At 57.5% G+C, this 871-nt stretch carries 1 protein-coding gene; it reads right to left on the bottom strand.

What is annotated here, in order from left to right:
• On the bottom strand, positions 1–848 hold an 848-nt coding region (gene ppk2, locus CU103_RS30950), incomplete at its 3' end, for a polyphosphate kinase 2 (RefSeq protein ID WP_106667836.1).
• Positions 849–871: the final 23 nt, after the last annotated feature.

Raw genomic sequence — 871 nt, 5'->3', positions numbered from 1 at the left:
GGCAGCGTGATGTCCTCGTGTGGAACATCCTCATAGGGAATTTGTTGCAGGAGATGATCCATGCAATTCAGGCGGGCCCGCTTCTTGTCATTGCCCTCGACGATATACCACGGTGCTTCGGGAATATTGGTGCGGGCGAAGGTCTCTTCCTTGGCCTTGGTGTAGGCTTCCCAGCGCACGCGCGATTGCAGATCCATGGGTGACAGTTTCCACTGCTTCAAGGGGTCGTGGATGCGCACAAGAAACCGCATCTGCTGCTCTTCGTCGGTGATGGAAAACCAATACTTCACCAGACGGACACCGGAGCGCACCAGCATGCGTTCGAATTCGGGTACATCATGGAAAAATTCCGCAACCTGGTCTTCGGTGGCAAATCCCATGACCCGCTCGACGCCCGAGCGGTTGTACCATGAGCGGTCGAAGAGCACGATCTCGCCGCCGGCAGGCAGATGCGGCACATAGCGCTGGAAATACCACTGGGTCTTTTCGCGGTCGGACGGGGCAGGCAGCGCCACCACCCGCACAATGCGCGGATTCAGCCGCTGGGTGATCCGCTTGATGACACCGCCTTTGCCGGCAGAATCGCGCCCCTCGAAGATCACGACGACCTTCTCTTTGTGATAAGCGACCCAGTCCTGCAGCTTGATCAGCTCTGCCTGCAGCGAAAGCAAGGCGCGGAAATAGTCTATGCGCGGCATCGATGGCGGATGCGCATTGCGATCGATCTTGCGGATTTCCTCCGATAGCGCCGGTTCGGAAAGTTCGAGTTCGTAGTCCTCGTCGAGCGTATCGGCGAGCTCTGCTTCCAGCCAATCCGTATTTTCGCCCTTGTCCTTCGAATAAGTCATCGCACCACTCCAAATCTGGCCAA

It is taken from the genome of Phyllobacterium sophorae (assembly GCF_003010965.1).
Classification (GTDB): domain Bacteria; phylum Pseudomonadota; class Alphaproteobacteria; order Rhizobiales; family Rhizobiaceae; genus Phyllobacterium; species Phyllobacterium sophorae.
This window is presented reverse-complemented; position numbering and strand designations above follow the sequence as displayed.